Annotated in this window: 15 protein-coding genes and 1 pseudogene; 2 read left to right on the top strand and 14 right to left on the bottom strand. The window is 63.7% G+C overall.

The features are described 5' to 3' along the window. Nucleotides 1-133: 133 nt before the first annotated feature. A complete protein-coding gene (locus tag X728_RS164385; protein ID WP_023830408.1) occupies nt 134-895 on the bottom strand; it encodes an HpcH/HpaI aldolase/citrate lyase family protein in 762 nt (253 codons plus the stop codon). 120 nt (nt 896-1,015) lie between these two features. On the opposite strand from X728_RS164385, the gene X728_RS164380 reads away from it, so the two are divergent. Then, nucleotides 1,016-2,104 (top strand): LLM class flavin-dependent oxidoreductase, encoded by a 1,089-nt coding sequence (locus X728_RS164380; RefSeq protein WP_023830409.1) that lies wholly within the window; start codon nt 1,016-1,018, stop codon nt 2,102-2,104. A gap of 23 nt (nt 2,105-2,127) precedes the next feature. On the opposite strand, the gene X728_RS164375 is transcribed toward X728_RS164380, so the two are convergent. The 13 genes and pseudogenes from X728_RS164375 to X728_RS164320 all read right to left on the bottom strand — a co-directional run bounded on the left by X728_RS164375 (nt 2,128) and on the right by X728_RS164320 (nt 15,835). After that, a complete protein-coding gene (locus tag X728_RS164375) occupies nt 2,128-2,523 on the bottom strand; it encodes a RidA family protein (protein ID WP_023667806.1) in 396 nt (131 codons plus the stop codon). Between the two features lie 54 nt (nt 2,524-2,577). Continuing rightward, the gene (locus X728_RS164370; protein WP_023714921.1) at nt 2,578-3,726 is read right to left on the bottom strand and encodes an acyl-CoA dehydrogenase family protein; all 1,149 of its coding nucleotides are present in this window, start codon (nt 3,724-3,726) and stop codon (nt 2,578-2,580) included. Further along, nucleotides 3,726-4,538, bottom strand: a complete 813-nt coding sequence (locus X728_RS164365) for an enoyl-CoA hydratase family protein (protein WP_023818601.1) — start codon at nt 4,536-4,538, stop codon at nt 3,726-3,728. The genes X728_RS164370 and X728_RS164365 overlap by 1 nt, the downstream gene beginning before the upstream one ends. After that, on the bottom strand, nt 4,535-5,005 hold the full coding sequence (locus X728_RS164360) for a MarR family transcriptional regulator (protein WP_023667803.1): 471 nt from the start codon (nt 5,003-5,005) through the stop codon (nt 4,535-4,537). The genes X728_RS164365 and X728_RS164360 overlap by 4 nt, the downstream gene beginning before the upstream one ends. Continuing rightward, complete coding sequence (locus tag X728_RS164355; protein ID WP_023830410.1) at nt 4,999-5,772, bottom strand: SDR family NAD(P)-dependent oxidoreductase; 774 nt, start codon at nt 5,770-5,772, stop codon at nt 4,999-5,001. Before X728_RS164355 ends, X728_RS164360 begins: the two co-directional genes overlap by 7 nt. Then, nucleotides 5,769-8,063: a bifunctional salicylyl-CoA 5-hydroxylase/oxidoreductase gene (locus tag X728_RS164350; protein ID WP_023830411.1), complete on the bottom strand. Its 2,295-nt coding sequence runs from the start codon at nt 8,061-8,063 to the stop codon at nt 5,769-5,771. Before X728_RS164350 ends, X728_RS164355 begins: the two co-directional genes overlap by 4 nt. Nucleotides 8,064-8,204: 141 nt before the next feature. Next, nucleotides 8,205-8,804 carry a VOC family protein gene (locus X728_RS164345; RefSeq protein ID WP_023682735.1) on the bottom strand — a complete coding sequence of 200 codons (600 nt, stop codon included), beginning with the start codon at nt 8,802-8,804 and terminating at the stop codon, nt 8,205-8,207. A gap of 77 nt (nt 8,805-8,881) precedes the next feature. Next, nucleotides 8,882-9,719 (bottom strand): annotated as a pseudogene (locus X728_RS01000000166095) (ABC transporter ATP-binding protein). Further along, the gene (locus X728_RS164340) at nt 9,712-10,590 is read right to left on the bottom strand and encodes an ABC transporter ATP-binding protein (protein WP_023830412.1); all 879 of its coding nucleotides are present in this window, start codon (nt 10,588-10,590) and stop codon (nt 9,712-9,714) included. The pseudogene X728_RS01000000166095 and the gene X728_RS164340 overlap by 8 nt, the downstream one beginning before the upstream one ends. Next, nucleotides 10,587-11,435, bottom strand: coding sequence for an ABC transporter permease (locus X728_RS164335; protein WP_023714925.1), 849 nt, complete (start codon nt 11,433-11,435; stop codon nt 10,587-10,589). The genes X728_RS164340 and X728_RS164335 overlap by 4 nt, the downstream gene beginning before the upstream one ends. After that, entirely contained in the window at nt 11,428-12,435 is a 1,008-nt protein-coding gene (locus X728_RS164330; RefSeq protein WP_023699867.1) for an ABC transporter permease, read from the bottom strand. The genes X728_RS164335 and X728_RS164330 overlap by 8 nt, the downstream gene beginning before the upstream one ends. Before the next feature lie 188 nt (nt 12,436-12,623). Beyond that, the gene (locus X728_RS164325) at nt 12,624-14,150 is read right to left on the bottom strand and encodes an ABC transporter substrate-binding protein (protein ID WP_023667795.1); all 1,527 of its coding nucleotides are present in this window, start codon (nt 14,148-14,150) and stop codon (nt 12,624-12,626) included. Between the two features lie 110 nt (nt 14,151-14,260). Then, a complete protein-coding gene (locus tag X728_RS164320; protein WP_023830413.1) occupies nt 14,261-15,835 on the bottom strand; it encodes an NAD(P)/FAD-dependent oxidoreductase in 1,575 nt (524 codons plus the stop codon). 119 nt (nt 15,836-15,954) lie between these two features. Here X728_RS164320 and X728_RS164315 point away from each other — a divergent pair, with 119 nt between their 5' ends. Continuing rightward, the gene (locus tag X728_RS164315) at nt 15,955-16,746 is read left to right on the top strand and encodes a cyclase family protein (protein WP_023830414.1); all 792 of its coding nucleotides are present in this window, start codon (nt 15,955-15,957) and stop codon (nt 16,744-16,746) included. Nucleotides 16,747-16,760: the final 14 nt, after the last annotated feature.

The raw sequence follows: 16,760 nt of genomic DNA on the forward strand, positions 1-16,760 counted from the left end.
GAGCACCGCGACGGACTGCCCGGCAAGCCCCACCGGCACGACAGTCGCCATCGAGTTTGGATGCTATCCAATGTGCTGCGCTTTTCAAGGAAAAAGTTTTAAGCTTAAAAAGTTTTTGCCCGATCCCGCCCGTCTACCGCAGCTCGGCGCGCGCAGCGGTGCAGTTGGCCGCAGCGCCGGCGCCAAGAAACATCGTATCGCTGGCCAGCACGAAGAAGCTCGCGCCGATAGCGGCCCACTGGCTGATCGTCTGTGGGCTGGCGCAAAATATGCCCGATGTCCTGCCATGCGCGACGGTCGCGCGGATGATCCTTGTGATCGCCTCATCGAGCTTGTCCACGCCTTTCGGCCCGATCGCATCGATCGACACGGAGAGATCGCCGGGGCCGACGAAGACCACATCGATGCCGTCCATGGCCGCGATCGCCTCGATGTTGGCCAGCCCCTCCGATGTCTCGACCTGGACCGCGACGACCACCCTGTCATTGGCCGCGGCCAGATATTCGGGAATGCGATAGCCATAGCCGGCCGCGCGGCCAGGCCCGACGCCGCGCTCGCCCAGCGGCGGATAGCGCGAGGCTTTCACCGCCGCCTCGGCCTGAGCAGCGGTCGAGACGCGCGGCACGAGCACGCCTTGTGCGCCGCTGTCGAGCGCCGCCTGGATAGCTTCCGGCGCATGACCGGGAACACGCACCATGGCCGGCACGCGATGCACGTCGGCCGCCCGCACCATGGTTTCGATCGTGTCGCGCGCGATCTGGGCATGTTCCCAGTCGATGCAGACGAAGTCGAGGCCGGTGAGCGCCATCACTTCGACGGCGACGGGATGGGGAATAGCGGCGAAGGAGCCGACGAGATTGGTCTTGCCGATGCACTTCTGACGGAACGCGCTCATATCCATCCCCTTTTCCCCTCCAAATTCATATCCGCAATCGGCGGCGCGGCGAAGCTATTTCAGGCTTGAAATATTTTTGCGCGGGCCTAGCGTGTCGGTCTCCCGCCACGAGTTCCCATGATGATCAAAACGCATCCCCTGCACGGCTTGAACAAACTGAAGCTCGGCGTCTTTTCGACCAATGCCGATGGCGGTCTGGCCATCACCGATGTGGGGGAACGCTGGACGGCAAGCTGGCAGGACAATCTGACGGCGGCGCAGATCGCCGACCGCGCCGGGCTGGAATTTATGCTTCCGATCGCGCGCTGGCGTGGCTTTGGCGGCCGCAACAAGGTGCGCGAATGGTCGTTCGAGACCTTCACCTGGGCAGCAGCTCTGGCGGTGGCCACCGAGCAGATCGGCCTGTTCATGACCGTGCATGTGCCGCTGGTGCATCCGCTCTATGCCGCCAAGGCGCTGGCAACTGTCGACCATATCAGCCAGGGCCGCGCCGGCTTGAACATCGTCTGCGGCTGGAACCCGAAGGAATTCGGCATGTTCGGCACGCCTTTGGTCGAGAAGGGCTACGACCAGGCCGCCGAATGGATCGAAATCCTGGAAAAGCTCTACGCCTCGGACCAGCCTCTGGACTATGAAGGCACCTACTATCGCCTCAAGGAGGCAGTGAGCCGGCCGGCGAGCCTGCAGGTTCCACGCCCGGTGACCATGAACGCTGCTTTCGGTGGCCCGGGCCGGGATTTCGCCGCCCGATGCGATTATCTGTTCACGACCTTTTCGGAAATGAGCGATGCCGGCAAGCATGTCGCCGACATCAGCGAGCGGGCCGACAAGGTTGGCCGCAACGTCGGCGTCTACACGGTGGCGCATGTCGTCTGCCGTCCAACCATGGAAGAGGCGCAGGCCTACTACACGCGCTATGCCGTCGATCTGGTCGACCACAATGCGGTCGATGCTCATATGGCAGGCAAGAAGGAGTTCTCGCAGTCGCATGACCCGCATGCCTATGACCGCTACCGGCAGCGTTTCGCCGGCGGCGCCGGCACCTACCCGCTGGTTGGAACGCCGGAAACGATTGCCGCCGAGATGGCGGCAATAGCCGGGCATGGCTACCAGGGCATCGCGCTGTCGTTCGTCAACTACACCCAGGAACTGCCCTATTTCTGCGACCACGTATTGCCGCTGCTGAAGCGGGCGGGGCTGCGCTGCTGATCAATCCGGGAATAGCGAATTCGTTAATCCGGAATGACGGCGGTTGCCTGAATCTCGATCTTGGCGCGATCTTCCACCAGCGCCACCACCTGCATGGCGGCCATCGCTGGGAAATGCCGGCCGATCACCTCGCGATAGGCCTCGCCTATACCCTTGAGATTGCCGAGATATTCGGCCTTGTCGGTGAAATACCAGGTCATCGCGGTGATGTGCCGTGGCTCCGCGCCGGCTTCCGCCAGCACGGCGACGATGTTTTGCAGCGTCTGCCGCACCTGGCCGGCGAAATCGTCGGTCTCGAACTGGCACTGCCCGTTCCAGCCGACCTGTCCGCCCACGAAGACGAGCCTGCCGCGCGCAGCAATGCCGTTGGCGTAGCCGACCGGTTTCGCCCAGCCCTCCGGCTGCAGGATCTCGTGCATTTTCAAGCCTCCCCGGTATTCTTAAAGATCAATCTCAAATCAAATACATCGCCGTCAGGCCGCGCCCATCACCTGCCGTGCGATCACCACCTTCTGCACATCGGATGCGCCCTCGTAGATGCGTAGCGCGCGGATCTCGCGATAGAGGCTCTCGACGATATGGCCCTTGCGGACGCCGTCCCCCCCATGCAGCTGCACAGCCTTGTCGATCACCTCTTGCGCCTTGTCGGTGGCGAACAGCTTAGCCATCGCCGCCTCGCGGGTGACACGCGCCGCGCCCATGTCCTTGGTCCAGGCAGCGCGGTAGACCAGCAGCGCCGCGGCATCGACGTCCAGCGCCATGTCGGCGATATGGCCTTGCACCATCTGCAGCTCTGCCATCGGAGCGCCGAAGAGTTTGCGCTCGGCCACCCTGCTGATGCTTTCGTCCAGCGCCCGGCGGGCAAAGCCGAGTGCCGCCGCGCCGACCGTCGAGCGGAACACGTCAAGCACCGACATGGCGATGCGGAAGCCGTCTCCCGGTTTGCCGATCAGCGCCGAGGCCGACACCCGGACCTGATCGAAGGAAAGCCGCGCCAGCGGATGCGGCGCGATCACTTCAAGGCGCTCGGCGATGCCAAGCCCCTTGGTATCAGCGGGTACGAGAAAGGCGGAAAGTCCCTTGGCACCCGGTGCCTCGGCGGTGCGGGCAAAGACGACGTAGAGATCGGCAATGCCGCCATTGGAAATCCAGGTCTTCTCGCCGCTGAGGATATAGAAGTCGCCATCGCGGCTCGCCATCATTTCGGTGTTGGCGACATCCGACCCGGAGCGTGGCTCCGAAAGCGCGAAGGCGGAAATCGTCTTGCCGGCCCTGGTCTTTGCCAGCCATTGCTGCTGGTCGGGCGTGCCGAACAGGCTGAGCGCGCCGGTGCCGAGCCCCTGCATGGCGAAGGCAAAGTCGGCCAACCCGTCATGGCGCGCCAGCGTCTCGCGGGTGATGCACAAGGTGCGGACATCGAGCGGTCCCGGATTGTCCGTATCGAGCGCCGTCGGCTTCAGCCAGCCGTCGCGGCCAAGTTTCGCCACCAGCTCGCGGCAGGCGGCATCGACGTCATGGTGATCGACGGGCAGGTTCCTGACGCACCATGCTTCCAGCCTTTCGGCCAGTTCGCGGTGGCGATCTTCAAAGAACGGCCAGCTGAGGAAGCTCCTGTCTGCCATCAATTCCCCTCGAACACCGGTTTTTCCTTGGCGACGAAGGCCTTGTAGGCGCGCTCGAAGTCACGCGTCTGCATGCAGATCGCCTGCGCCTGCGCTTCCGCTTCGATTGCCTGGTCGAGGCCCATCGACCATTCCTGGTTGAGCTGCGTCTTGGTGATGCCGTGCGCGAAGGTCGGGCCGGAGACGATGCGCGCCGCCATCTCGAGCGCGTCGGCCTCGAGCACTGCGGCATCGACCAGCCTGTTGTAGAAGCCCCAGCGCTCGCCTTCCGCCGCCGTCATCGTGCGGCCGGTGTAGAGCAATTCGGCGGCACGGCCCTGGCCGATGATGCGCGGCAGGATCGCGCACGCGCCCATATCGCAGCCGGCAAGCCCGACGCGGGTGAACAGGAAAGCGGTCTTGGCCTCCGGCGTGGCGATGCGGATGTCGGCGCTCATGGCGATGATGGCGCCGGCGCCGACCGCGACCCCGTCGACCGCCGCGATGATCGGCTTGCCGCAGTTGAGCATCGCCTTGACGAAATCGCCGGTCATGCGGGTGAAGGCGAGCAATTCCTTCATGTCCATCTTGACCAATGGGCCGATAATGTCGTGGACATCGCCGCCCGAGCAGAAATTGCCGCCATTGGGCAGGAACACCACGGCGTCGACGTCGTCGGCATAGACGAGATCGCGGAACGTGTCGCGCAGTTCCGCATAGCTGTCGAAGGTCAGCGGATTCTTGCGCTCCGGCCGGTCGAGCCGCACCTTGGCGATCCTGCCTTCGACTTCCCAAAGGAAGTGCTTCGGCTTGAGGCCGGCCATCGAACTCATTCGCGTCCCTCCCAGTTGCTGCGGAACGAGGTCAGCATGCCGGTCAGCCGGCGCGCATCCTCCTCGCTGACCTTGGCCAGCAATTCTCCGATCCAACCCTCATGCGCCGCGGCCATTGCGGCAAAAGATTTGGAACCCTCGTCGGTCAGTCGCACCATGGATGTGCGGCGATCGCCATTGCGGCGCGCGCGCGCGACCACCCCTTCCGAAACCAGCCGGTCGACGATGCCGGTGACATTGCCGTTGGATACCAGCAGGAAGCGCGACAGATCGCTCATCAGCATGCCTTCCGGCGCGCGGTAGAGGGCGGCCATGACGTCGAAACGCGGCAGCGTCGTATCGAATTCCTTCTTCAGGCGCTCGCGCAGCTCCGCTTCGATCGTGCGCGAGGCGCGCAGCAGCCTGATCCAGAGACGCAGCCGGTCCTTGCCGGGTCCCGACGGCGCGGGCAATGGGCCGGCTACCATGTTTCGCCTCCTGAGATCGAAATTGCTTGTCCGGTAATCGACGCAGCCGCATCGCCGCACAGCCAGAGCACCGCCGCGGCAACTTCCTGCGGCTGGATGAAACGGCCTTGCGGGTTGGTCGAGGCAAGGCTCGCCCGCGCCTGCTCGACTGAGCGGCCGGTCTTTTCCACGACGCGCTGAATGGACTCCTCCAGCATGCCGGTCTCTACGAAGCCCGGGCAAACGGCGTTGACGGTCACGCCGGATTTCGCCGTCTCGGCGGCCAGCGCCCGCATCAGCCCGACGACGCCGTGCTTGGCCGCCACATAGGGTGCGACATAGGCGTAGCCTTTCAGCCCTGCGGTCGAGGCGACGAAGACGATCCGGCCCGCCTTGCGCGCGGCCATGCCGGCCAGCGCCGGCTTCACCGTCAGGAAGGCGCCGGTCAGATTGACGTCGAGCGTGCGCTGCCAGTCGGCAAGCGAGGTCTTGTGCGCCGGCGTGCTGCCGGCAATGCCGGCATTGGCGACGACGATGTCGAACGGGCCGCGCACGGCTTCCGCTTGCGCGTAGAGCGATGTCACCGCCGCCTCGTTGGCAACATCGGCTGACATGGCGTGGATGCGGTCGTTCTCGCCAGCCACCTTGGCAAGCTCGGCCTCGCGCCGCCCGCATATGGTCACCTCTATGCCGGCCTCGGCCAGCACGAGTGCTATGGCCCGGCCGACGCCGGAGCCGCCGCCAGTGACCAGCGCATGTTTGCCTGAAATCGCCAAGGCCGTCGTCATACTTTCAGCCCCGCCGCCGCATCGCGCTCGGCCAGCCGGTAGATCTGGTCGCGTCCGGGAAGATAGGGATCCGGCCATTTGACCCCACGGTCAGTGAGCCTCACCGCCGCATGCAGCGTCCAGTAGGGATCGGCGAGATGCGGCCGTGCCAGGGCCACCAGGTCGGCGCGGCCTGCCATCAGGATCGAATTGACATGGTCCGGCTCATAGATGTTGCCGACCGCCATCGTCGCCATGCCGACCTCGTTGCGGATACGGTCCGAGAATGGTGTCTGGAACATGCGGCCATAGACAGGCTTGGCGGCAATCGAGGTCTGACCTGCCGAGACGTCGCAGATGTCGACGCCGGCTTCGTGCAGCATGCGCGCGATCTCCACCGCATCGGCCGGCGTCACACCCTCGATGCCGACCCAATCATTGGCCGAAATGCGCACCGAAATCGGCTTTCGCCCCGGCCAGGCGGCGCGCACCGCATGGAAGACTTCCAGGGGATAGCGCATGCGATTTTCCAGCGAACCGCCATACTCATCCGTGCGCTGGTTGGTGACCGGCGTGATGAAGGACGACAGGAGATAGCCGTGCGCGGCGTGGATCTCCAGCATGTCGAAGCCGCAACGATCGGCCATTTCGGTGGAGGCCACGAACTGGTCGCGCACCAAATCCATATCGGCGCGGTCCATGGCTTTCGGCACCTGGTTTTGCGGCGACCATGCAATCGCCGAGGCCGCCATGACCGGCCAATTGCCCGAGGAGAGCGGCACGTCGGTGCCCTCCCAGCCGACACGGGTCGAGCCCTTGCCCCCGGAATGCCCGATCTGGGCGCAGATTTTAGCCTCGGTCTCGGTGTGGACGAAATCGACCAGCCGCTTCCACGCCACCTCATGTTCGGACGCATAGAAGCCGGGACAACCGGGCGTGATGCGTCCTTCCGGGCTGACGCAGGTCATCTCGATATAGACAAGCCCGGCGCCGCCCTTGGCACGCTCGGCATAGTGGGCGAAATGCCAGTCGGTCGGGCAGCCATCGACTGCCTTGTACTGCGCCATCGGCGAAACGACGATGCGGTTGTTGAGCTGCATGTCGCGCAGTTTGAACGGCGCGAACATCGGTGCCCGGCGTTGCCTGTTGCCGCCTGCCCCCGCCTGGCGCTGGAACCATTCCTCGGCGCTTTCAAGCCATTTGGCATCGCGCAGCCGCAAATTCTCGTGGCTGATGCGTTGCGAGCGGGTCAGCAGCGAATAATTGAACTGCACCGGATCGAGGCCGAGATAGCGCTCGACCTCCTCGAACCACTCCAGCGAATTGCGCGCCGCCGACTGCAGCTTCAGCACCTCGGTGCGGCGCGCATCCTCATACTTGCGGAAGGCGGCGTCGAGGTCCGGTTCGGTTTTGACATATTCGGCCAGCGCCACCGCGCTTTCCAATGCGAGCTTGGTCCCGGAGCCGATCGAGAAATGTGCCGAGGCCGCCGCGTCGCCCATCAGAGCCAGGTTCTTGTAGGACCAGCGTTCGCACAGCACGCGCGGGAAATTGATCCAGGCCGAACCTCTGATGTGATTGGCATTGGTCATCAGCGCGTGGCCGCCGAGATGTTTCTCAAAGATGCGCTCGCAGACGGCGATGGATTCCTGCTGCGACATGGCGCCGAAGCCGAAGGCAGCCCAGGTCTGTTCGCTGCACTCGACAATGAAGGTCGCTGTCTCGCTGTCGAATTGATAGGCGTGCGCCCACACCCAGCCATGATCGGTCTTCTCGAAGATGAAGGTGAAGGCGTCGTCGAATTTCTGGTTGGTGCCGAGCCAGACGAATTTGCATTTGCGGGTGTCGATGTCGGGCTTGAAGACTTCGACGAAGGTGTTGCGCGCCCTTGAGTTCAGCCCATCGGCGGCGACGACCAGATCATGCGTCTCCATATAGTGCTGAGGGTCGGCGATATCGCTCTCGAACATCAGCCTCACGCCAAGTTCGCGCGCGCGTCGCTGCAGCAGGATCAGAAGCCGCTTGCGGCCGATGCCACAGAAACCGTGGCCCGACGAGACCGTGCGCACGCCGTCATGGATGACGGCGATGTCGTCCCAATAGGCGAAATGCTTCTTGATCCATACAGCGCTGACCGGGTCGTTTTTGGCAAGGTTGTCGAGTGTTTCGGCCGACAGCACGACGCCCCAGCCGAACGTATCGTCGGCGCGGTTGCGCTCAAACACCGTGACCTCGTGGGCGGCGTCCCGCAGCTTCATTGAAATGGCAAAGTAGAGGCCGGCTGGTCCGCCACCGAGAACCGCAACCTTCATCCGTGCGATCTCCTCTTCGCTTGCTGCATATCAAGTATCGCGCCGGAGATAAAATATTTCAAGCTTAAAGTTTCATGTTGGAACGATTGCTGGACACGGGTGGCGCGCCTGCGGGCTGGCCCCGCAAGCGCGCTCTGGAAATTACTTGTCCGGGTTCTTCGGGCTCCACAGCACAGTCTCGGCACCCTTCTCATAGGCCATCCCATCGGGATAGCTGATCGCCTCCAGTTGCAATCCCCATGGCGCCTGGAAATAGAGGATGGTCTGGCCGGCCGCCGGACCTTCCTTGACCGGCAGCGGACCCAACCGCGTCTTCACCCCCTTGCCGTCGAGATAGGCTTTCGCCGCGGCGACATCATCGACATACATGGCAATGTGGAAGCCGCCGATATCGCTGTTCTTCGGAGTCAAATCCTTCTGGTCAGGCGCGGTGTACTTGAACAGCTCGATGTTCGATCCATAACCGCAACGCACCATGGTGACCTGCTCGATGACAGCCTTCGGATCGACGCCCAGAAGATCCTGCATGAAGGTGCCCTTGTCATCGGCGAACGGACCGAACGACATCGCCTTCTTGCAGCCGACGACTTCGGTGAAGAAGTCGACCGCCTGCTTCATGTCGGGCACCGTGATGCCGGTGTGGTCGTGGCCGCGCATGCCGGGGATCGCATCGGCCGAAGCCGTTCCCATCGAGCAGAACAGGATCGCGGCAAGCATCGTGCCGCGGGCTGCGTAATTCATATTACCCTCCGTTCGCGGGCTGATTTTGCCCTCATGCACGTCCGAAGCCCGCTGTTCGGCGTGGGGGGTGAACAGTCCTATGCCGGCGCTTTCGTTGCTGGCCGCAACCAGTCCGCGTCGATCTCAGGCAGTGGGATGGCGGCAAGCAGGTCGCGCGTGTAGGTCTCCTTGGGATTGTCGAACAGCGCATCGGTGGCGNGTGGCGCTCGCCTCGACGATCCTGCCCTCGCGCATGACGATCACTTGTTGGCACAGCCGCCGGATGACCGACAGGTCGTGGCTGATGAAGGCGACCGTCAGCCCCATCTCCGCGGCCAGTCTCTCCAAAAGGGTGAGGATCTGCGCCTGCGTCGATACGTCGAGGCCGGAGACGATCTCGTCGGCCAGCACGAATTTCGGCGAAAGCGCCAACGCGCGCGCAATTCCGACGCGCTGGCGCTGCCCGCCCGACAGTTCATGACGATAGCGACTAGCGAAGCTTTGCGGCAGGCCGACGCGATGCAATGCCTCGGCGACGCGTTCCCTAAGCCTGTCGCCAAGCCCATTCTGCTTGAGCGGCGCGGCAATGATGCCGGCGATGGTGCGACGCGGGTTGAGCGACGACATCGGGTCCTGGAAGATCATCTGCAGGTGGCGGCGCAGAGGTCGCAGCTCGGCATCCGGCAGATGGGCGATATCGCGGCCCTCGAAATGGATGCTGCCGACGCTCGGCTCCAGAAGTCTGACAAGCGTGCGGCCGAGCGTCGATTTTCCGGACCCGGATTCACCGACGATGCCGGTCACCAAGCCCCTCGGCAAATCGAAATCCAGGCCTCTCAAAATCTCGGCCAGCGGCGCGCGCCCGATCAGCGGCTTGCGGGTCATGTCGGGCAGCGCCACCTTCAGCCCGCGCACGGAAAACAGCGGCTCAACCATGCGGCCGCCTCCACGCCTGGTCTGCCGCGCCGATCTCGGCGGCAAGCCCGGCCAGCACGGTCTCGTCCACCGGCTTCAGCGAGGCAAAGGGATCCGTATAGCGCGGCGTAGCGGCCATCAATGCCCGCGTATAGGGATGCTCAGGCGCGGCGAAGAGAGCGGCTGTGTCAGCCTCTTCCACCACCTTGCCGGCGTAGAGCACAGACACTTGCTGGCTGATCTTTGCAACGACGCCGAGATCGTGGGTGACGAACAGGATCGCGGTGCCATGCTCGCGCTGCAGCTCGGCGATCAGTCGCAGGATCTGCTTTTGCACGGTAACGTCGAGCGCGGTTGTCGGCTCGTCGGCCACGATCAGCCGTGGCTCGGCGGCGAAGGCGGCGGCGATCAGCACGCGCTGGCGCATGCCGCCGGACAGCTCGTGCGGATAGCATTTCAGCACCCGGTCGGGATCGCGGATCTGCACCTCATCCAACAATTGCCGGATACGCTTGTCCGCCTTGTCACCGTTCCAGCCGAGAATGCGCACCAGCCGGTCAGTCATCTGCGGACCGATGCGGCGCGACGGGTTGAGCGCAGTCAACGGATCTTGCGGGATCAGCGCCGTGCGAGCGCCGATCAGCGTGCGCCTTGCCTTGGGCTGCAGCCTGCCGAGCTCTTGGCCTTCGAGCTGCATGGCGCCTTCGACGATGCGCACGCTTGACGGCAGCACACCGAGCACCGCCTTGCCGATCATCGTCTTGCCGGCGCCGCTCTCGCCAACAAGGGCACGCACCTCACCCGGCTGCACGGAGAGCGACACCGACCGCAGCACGCGCTGGCCGTTCGGCAGCACGGCGCTCAGATTGGCAATATCCAGGCAAGCGCTCATCGCAGCACCGGATCGAAGCGTGTCTTCAGCGCCTCACCGAACTGGCTGAACGACAGCACGGTGAGGATCAGCGTGACAAGCGGAAACACCAGCACCCACCAGGCCTGATGGATCGACAGCCGGCCCTCGGCGATGATGCCGCCCCAGGTCGGATCGTCGGTCGAGATCGACAGATTGACGAAGGACAGGATGGCCTCGACGATGACGGCGATGCCCATCTCCAGCGACAGCAGTGCCACGATCGACGGCACCACATTGGGCAGCACCTCGCGCAGCATGATGCCGATGCGGCCATAGCCGGCGATGCGGGCGTTCTCGACATAGTCCATGCGCGACTGGCCCATCGCTTCGGCGCGGATCACCCGGCAAAAGCGCGTCCAGTCGATTATGACGATGGCGAGGATGACGGAACTGAGGCCGGTGCCGAGCACCGCGACCAGCAGGATGGCGAACAGCACCGGCGGGAATGCCATCCAGACGTCGACGATGCGTGAAATGATGCGGTCGGCCCAGCCGCCGAAATAGCCGGCGACCAGTCCGAGCGTCGAGCCGACAAGGCAGGCGGCGATCGCCGCCGCGAAAGCGACGATGAAGGCGATACGGCCGCCGAAGATCAGCCGGGAGAGGAGATCGCGGCCGAGGCTGTCGGTGCCCAGCCAATAGCCGGATTCCGCACCACTCATCCAGAATGGCGGCAGCCGTTCCAGCATCAGGTCTTGCGCCAGCGGGTCCTGCGGTGCGACCAGCGGCGCGAAGATCGCGGCCAGCAGCGCCAGCAGCAGCCAGCCGCCGGCCAGCCACAGCCTCGGGCCCAGTCCGCGCCGGGCGATGCGTGCCTCATCCATGGCGCAGCCTCGGATTGAGCAGCGCGTACATCATGTCGACGCCAAGATTGATCAGCACGAACAGCAGCGCGAACACCAGCACGATGCCTTGGATCAGCGGCAGGTCGCGGTTGATGACGGCATCGATCGCCATGTTACCGAGCCCTTCGTAGGAAAACAGCCGCTCGACGATGACCGTGCCGCCGATGAGGAAGGTGAACTGGACGCCGACGAGAGTCAGTGTCGGCAAGGCAGCGTTCTTCAGCGCCTCGCGTAAGATAACCTGCGTTTCCGAAAACCCCTTCACCCGCGCCAGCACGACATAGTCGAGGTCCAGCACTTCCTTCAGCGACTGTTTCAGCAACTGCGCGATGATTGCGGCCAGCGGCAGCGCCAGCGCCACAGCCGGCATCAGCATGTGCTTCAGGAGATCCCAGGTCAGGTCGAGGCGCAGCCGAAGCAAGCTCTCGAAGAAATAGAACTGGGTGACGAAGGGCAGGTCGAGCTGCGGCGACACGCGGCCGGAAATGTCGAAGATCGGCACCAGCACGCCAAACAAAAGGATCAGCACGAGGCCCCACAGGAAATCGGGAATGGAAAGGGCGGCACCGCTGGCGATATCGATGCCGGCTTCGACCGCCGTGCCACGTTCGCGGGCGCCGAGGATCGCCGTCGTGCCGCCGAGCCCAACCGCCATGATCAGCGCGACGATGGCGAGTTCCAGCGTTGCCGGCAAGCGGTTGAAGACGAGGCTGAGCACATCTTGCCTGAGCGAAATCGAGGTGCCGAAATCGCCCCTGACGACGCCGGACAGCCAGATGAAGAATTGCTGCACGATGGTCTTGTCGAGCCCGTAGAGTGCACGCAGCCGGTCGATGTCGGCATCTGTCGCACCGGGGGGCAGCATCATGGCGATCGGGTCACCAGGCGCGACGCGGATCACGACGAAGACGACGACAGCCACGCCGAACAGCGTGATCAGCATCGTCAGCAGACGGATCAGGAATCGTTGCAGGAGCATTCTGGTGTTGGCCCAGTGCGTTTCTAACGAAGAGCCCCCTCATTCGTCCGCTTCGCGGCCACCTTCTCCCCGAGGGGAGAAGAGGTCACGGACAGCTGAGCTGGTCTCTTCTCCCCAGCGGGGAGAAGGTGGCCCGAAGGGCCGGATGAGGGGGCCGCTCAGCGAAGGGTGGCGCCCACAAGCCGATATCAGGCCGGGGTCATCAGCGCCGGCAGCAGCGCGCCGGACACATGCTGCACCACGTTGACGCCCTTGGCATGCACGATAGGTTGCGCATACTGAATCAGCGGCAGCACATAGGCCTGCTCGGCGATATACTTGTCGACAGCCTTCCAGCCGGCGATGCGCTTGGCCTCGTCCTTCTCGCCCCAGAGCGGATTGATCATGTCGATCAGATCCTGGCTGTCCCACACCGAGTGCGGGCTCGGCCCATACATGGCAAAACCCGTCGACGTCGTCGGGTCGCCGATGGCGTTGCCCCAATTGTAGAAGGCGGCCGGCGCCAGCTTGTCGGCGGCGCGCAGTTCATAGTGCTTGGCGATCTCGTAGACCTCGATCGTCGCCTCGATGCCGACCTTACGCCACATGCCGACGATCGCCTGGATCATCTCATAATCCTTGGGCTTGAAGCCCTTGGTCGTCTGGATGGTGAACTTGACCGGTTTTTCCGGCGAATAGCCGGAAGCCGCGAGCAGCTCCTTGGCCTTTTCCGGATTGTGCTCGACCTTGATCGAGGCGTCGAAGGCCGTGTACTCCGGGGTCTCCAGCGTAGCGATCGGTTGGCCATAGCCGCGCAGCAGCCGCTTGACCAGAAGCTCCTTGTCCACAGCCATGACGGCGGCCTGGCGGACGTTCTTGTCCAGCATCGCTTCGATGTCGTTGAAGAAGATCATGCCGATGTCGGAAACGGGCTTGCACGAGCCGGCAAGCCCGTCCTTGGCGATCAGCCGGTCATACTCTTCATAGGGGACCTCCAGCGTCACCTGCGAGGAACCGGATTCGATTTCGGCAACGCGGCTCGCCGCATCAGTGACGAACTTGATCGTCACATTCTCGAAGGCCGGCTTGTCGCCCCAATAGTGCGGGTTGGCCTTCAGTCGGAGGAAAGCATTTCGCTCGAATTTTTCCACCATGTAAGGGCCGGTGCCGATCGGCGCCTTCTCGAAACCTTCGGCGCCGACCTTCTCATAATAGGCCTTCGGCAGGATGTAGCCGGTCAGGAACGACATCCATTTAAAGTAGACCGGATCGAACTGCACGACGTCGCCGGTGATCTTGTTGCCGTCGATCTTGAAATTGTTGACGTTCTTCCAGACGAACTGGATCGGATTGCCGGTCTTTTCGTCGCCCGCCCGCTGCAGCGACCAGACCACGTCCTCGGGCGTGAAGGGCGAGCCGTCATGCCAGGTCACGCCTTCGCGCACCGTCATCGTCACCTTGGTGCGATCCTCGTTCCAGCCCCATTCGGTGAGCAGGCCAGGCGCAAAGGACAGGTCCGGCTTTTGCGGAATGAACTGGTCGAACACCGACTGGTAGAGGCCCTGGATCGTCGGGTTGACGGCCGAGGGTCCGGTGGTCGGATCCCAGGACGGCAGGTTGACGTTATAGGCGATGGTCAGTTCGCCCGCTGCCTTGGCGATCTGCGGCAGGCCGATTGCGGCCGCACCAAGTGCCGCGGCACTGTATCCCAGCAATTCGCGTCTGTTGATTGTCATGGTCGTTCCCCTTGTTGTTTGTTGTCTTTGCGCGGCACTACCAGTTCATAGCTTCAGGCTTCGTGGGCAGCAGCGCCTTGCCTCTCGTCGCCCTCCTGAAATCTTCCGAGCTACCTCCCGCCAAGCTGTTGCGCGAGCATGTAGCCCGAGGCCGCGCCGCTGCCGGCGCCCGGCCATGTCGCGGCGCCCGTGAGGTGCAGATTGGCGACCGGCGTGTTCCAGCCGGCATAGCCGCGCGCCGGGCGAAACAAGAAGTTCTGCGCCAGATGATGGCTGCCGCAGACCTGGTCGCCACCGACGAGATTGGGGTTCTCACGCTCGAGGTCGATTGGCGAGAACACTGCACGGCCGAGGATTTTCGCGTGCAGTCCGGGTGCGTAGATCTCGATGGTGTCGAGCACGCGTTCGGCATAGACGTCCTTGACCTGATCCCAATGCGCGGGCGCGATCTTGCCGGCCGCCTCGCCCAGGATTTCGGCGGGCAGCATGCGCACCTGCACCCACAGCACATGCTTGCCCTGCGGCGCGCGTGACGGATCGACCGCGGTCGGCTGGCCGACGACCAGCACCGGTTCGTCCGGCAGCATGCCCGCCATCGCCTGCTGATAGGTGCGCGACATCGCGTCGAGCGACGGCGACAGATGCACATAAGCGAACTGCCGCAGCTCGGCCCCGGCGCGCCAGTCCGGCAGGTCGTCGAGCGCCAGATGGATCATCATCGTGCCAGGCGCGTGCCGAAATTTCTGCATAGCCGTGTCGAAGCCGGTGTCGCCGGAACCGTTGGGCAGCAACTTGCCGGTCAACGCCTTGGGCGCGACGCCGGCAATCACCGCCTTGCTTGCCGTATGCGTCTCACCGGAGGCGAGCCGGACGCCGGTCGCCTTGCCGCCGGAAACGGTGATTTCGGCAACCTCTGCCCCGGTAACGATCTTGCCGCCCGCCGAGGTGACCATACCTGCCAGCGCCCGGATGATCGTGTCGGCGCCGCCCTTGCCCAGCACCATGCCAAAGCTCTGGTTGGCCATCGATTCCAGATAGGGGAACACGGCGCCGCCGGCGATGTCGGGTGCAAAGTCGAGATGCATGCCCCAGGTGGCGAGCGTTGCCCGCACATGCGCAGACTCGAAATTTTCCTCCAACCAGGCGCGAGGCGATGACAGCAAAAGCCGACCGGTGTCGAGCGCGCCTGAGATACCCTTCTTGCGCCACAGGTTCCAGGCGGTGCCGGCAAGCGCACGCACACTCATCGGCGAGCCCAGCAGCCGGAACAGATGCTCGGCCTCATCAGGGAATGCGGCAACGAGCTTGCGCCACGTCTCGGCATCGGCAGCGGAGAACGCGGCCATGCGGCTGGCAGTCTTTTCCAGGTCATTGCTGACGCCAAACCAGCGTCCGTCCGGAAAGGCGCTGGCGAAACAGTCGGCGACCGGCGCGAACGCCAAACCCTGCGCTTTCAATTCATTTGCATATTTCCGGTGGAAGGCGGAGCCGGCGAACAGGCTCAGATTCATCGCACCGAAATCGTGGCGGAAGCCGGGAAGCGTATATTCGTGTGTCTGGACGGCGCCGCCGATTGCTGCACTGCGCTCGAAAATCCCGGTTTTCCAGCCCTTGAGTGCCAGATGCGCAGCGCATGCCAGACTGTTGTGGCCCGCCCCGACAAAGATGGCGTCGAACTCGCTCACGCCCCGTTCCCATTTCCTTTATGCTTAAAGATAATTGCAGATGCATATGTTTTCGTCTAGTAGGATATTAAGGGCCGAGACGAGCCTTGATCATCACCGACAAGAGGGAACTTCAGACCATGGACACGCAAAAACTCCTCGGCGAAGTCGCCGGCCAACTGCTTTCAGGCGCCATCAAGGTGGTCGACCTCTCTGCGCCGCTCGGACCCGACACGCCGCTGATCAAGCTGCCGCCGGAGCTTGCCGTCGACACGCCGAAGGTCGAGATCCACAACATCTCCCGCTACGACAAGAACGGTCCGTGGTGGGCATGGAACTGGCTGAAGCTCGGCGAGCATTCGGGCACGCATTTCGATGCGCCGCAGCACTGGATCAGCGGTAAGGACTATCCGGACGGCGCCACCGACACCATTCCGGCGCAGAATTTCGTCGGCCCGGTCAACGTCATCGACTGCTCGAAGGAAGCCGCCGCCGACCACGATTTCCTGCTCACCGTCGACCACATCAAGGCATGGGAAGCCAAGCATGGCACGATCAATGCCGGCGAATGGGTGGTGATGCGCACCGACTGGTATAAGCGCAATGGCTCGGAAGCCGAGTTCCTCAACGCCAACGAGACCGGCCCGCACACGCCAGGTCCGACGGCCGAAGCCATCCAATTCCTGATCAGCAAGGATATCAAGGGCTGGGGCTCGGAGACGATCGGCACCGATGCCGGCAAGGCCGGCGGCATGGAGCCGCCATTCCCGGCGCACACGCTGATGCACAAGGCCAACCGCTATGGCCTTGCCAGCCTCTGCAACCTCGACCAGTTGCCGCCAAAAGGCGCCATCCTGATCGCCGCACCGCTCAAGATCGAACATGGCACCGGCAGCCCGATCCGCGCGCTGGCACTGGTGTCGAAAGGCTGAGAAAGCACGCTGAG

It is taken from the genome of Mesorhizobium sp. L103C119B0 (assembly GCF_000502235.1).
Lineage (GTDB): Bacteria > Pseudomonadota > Alphaproteobacteria > Rhizobiales > Rhizobiaceae > Mesorhizobium.